Below are 2,071 nucleotides of genomic sequence, written 5' to 3'. Positions count from 1 at the left end.
GTTACATCGTTGTTGGATTTTACTATATTTCCATAAAAAAAAGACCATCTGCCCATAGCGCTGCGTTGGCGGTAATTTAAAAAATTCTTTGAATGTTCAATGAACTTAAAAAATATTGTGAAAAAATAGTGCCCGTTTCCTCACAGGAATTAGAACTAATTGACCAATATTTTGTGCAAAAGACATTGAAAAAAAAGGAATATCTTCTTGAAGACGATTCTATCTGCAATTTTCTTGGATTCATTGCCAAAGGTTCTATTCGTCATTTTCATATAAAAAACGGGCTTGAAAAAACCTGCGATATTTCTTTTGAGAATTCTTGGGTTACAGATTTTCAAAGTTTTACAACTGAAACACGTTGCATAATGAATCTTCAGGCAATGGAAAACTCTGTTGTCTACACGATTGAAAAAAAACAATTAGGAAATTTGTATCAAGAATGCACAAAATATGAAACATTCGGCCGATTAATGGCTGAAGAAGTTGCCAATCGGGCGACACGAATTGCAATTTCCCTTTCTTCAGTTAAGCCTGAGGAGCGTTATTTGAATCTCATAAATAACCGACCCGATTTCTTTCAACGAATTCCACAAAAACACATTGCCAATTTCCTTGGCATCAATCCTGAAAGTTTAAGCAGGATTAGAGCAAGAATACAAAAAAAAGAAAAATCTTAACATAAGTCATCGTTTTCTGAACCATTTCAATTGCAAATTTGTACTCAATTAATACTAAAAATTATGGAGTACAGATTATTAATATTTATAATATTTGCAATAATGAACACGGTAATCGCACAAGAGTTAGATTTAAAAAAATTTAGGACTATTGAACAAAAAATTGATGATGTAATGGAGCTTATCGATAGTACAGAAATCAAAGACAAATTAATAAAAGTAGAATATGAATTCAAAAATGAGCCAAATGAAATCAATAAAACAAGAATCGGAATCATTTACCACGAAGTTGCTTTAAACCTATCATTTTTATCAAAAACCGAGTATCAAGGTTATGCAAAAAAGAGCTTTGACCATTTGAGCGAACTTTTTGATTCGAACAATACCATGCCAGAACTTATGCCTTTTGTGACTTCTTATAGGGCATCGGCATTATCATTGATTGTAGCTGAAACCAAAAAGTTAAGTTTACTCCGCGAATCTTTTGACCTTTTCGAAGATGCCGTCAAAAAATATTCAGACATAACTTACTTACCTGAATTTTTGCGTGGTAGCGTTGCAGAGAACTTACCTTGGTTCTTTTTTAGTAAACGTAAATTTTCAAAAAAGGACTTTAGTTCCATAATCCAAAAAGCTGAAGAAAATACGGATTATGCAAACTGGAAAGTTCTTAGCTTTACATATTGGGCATGGGCGAATCAATATCAAGGAAAAAAATATCGACAGCGTGCGTTGAGTTATCTTGATAAAGCCATAGAACTTGACCCAGATTATAAAGCGGGACGGACAAAAGCAGAGGAATTAAAAAGCAAACTGCGGAAATAAAAACTACCGCCAACACAACCTATAAACAATACGGACTTAGGTTTTAAACGCCAAGATTTGTGTATTTTTATAGAGTCCGCAAAATCTTTTGGATTTTACTCTGGACAGGAAAAAATAATTACAGAAAAAAAAGTTTTTGCTATGTGCGTGGCGTATAGCAAACGCTAGTTTGCTCGCGTACTGTTCATAGCTCAACCGATGATGTAATATTATTCATATCATCTTTATTATTTTTTAATGGTATTCATATGTTCGCTGCGCTTGGAACGCCTGCGTCGACCAAAATCCCTTCATCTCGTTTTGCCTCCGCCTCTTCTCGCACACTGCTCTCGCAGCTGTTGCACGGTCTTTTGGAAATGCTATATCATCGCAGTCCCGAAGTTTCGGGAGTGGCTTGCTAGCCTAATCTAAAATAAGTGCTTATTTGCCAAATACGCCGCTACGGCTTTTTTTGCCTTCCTCTCGCTAAGCTCGTCGGAGGCACTAACATATCAAGTCGCAACCAGCCCGACAAGTTATTCTGGCGGGTATGCTCCCGAAGCTTCGGGACGGTTGTCGTTTTTTTATTC

General features: G+C 35.8%; 2 protein-coding genes. Both read left to right on the top strand.

The features are described 5' to 3' along the window. Nucleotides 1-92 precede the first annotated feature (92 nt). Entirely contained in the window at nucleotides 93-677 is a 585-nt protein-coding gene (locus ABJF52_RS04770) for a Crp/Fnr family transcriptional regulator (protein ID WP_348147048.1), read from the top strand. Between the two features lie 102 nt (nucleotides 678-779). Next, nucleotides 780-1,502 carry a hypothetical protein gene (locus ABJF52_RS04765; RefSeq protein ID WP_348147045.1) on the top strand — a complete coding sequence of 241 codons (723 nt, stop codon included), beginning with the start codon at nucleotides 780-782 and terminating at the stop codon, nucleotides 1,500-1,502. Nucleotides 1,503-2,071: the final 569 nt, after the last annotated feature.

The organism is Aurantibacter sp. (assembly GCF_039941195.1).
GTDB lineage: Bacteria > Bacteroidota > Bacteroidia > Flavobacteriales > Flavobacteriaceae > Aurantibacter_A.
Note: the sequence above shows the minus strand (reverse complement) of the source record. Positions and strands in the feature narration are given on the sequence as shown.

What these genes read in the sequence shown, in the direction of transcription:
- ABJF52_RS04770 (WP_348147048.1), top strand. Translation starts at nt 93, where the DNA reads ATGTTCAATGAACTTAAAAAATATTGTGAAAAAATAGTGCCCGTTTCC.
- ABJF52_RS04765 (WP_348147045.1), top strand. Translation starts at nt 780, where the DNA reads ATGAACACGGTAATCGCACAAGAGTTAGATTTAAAAAAATTTAGGACT.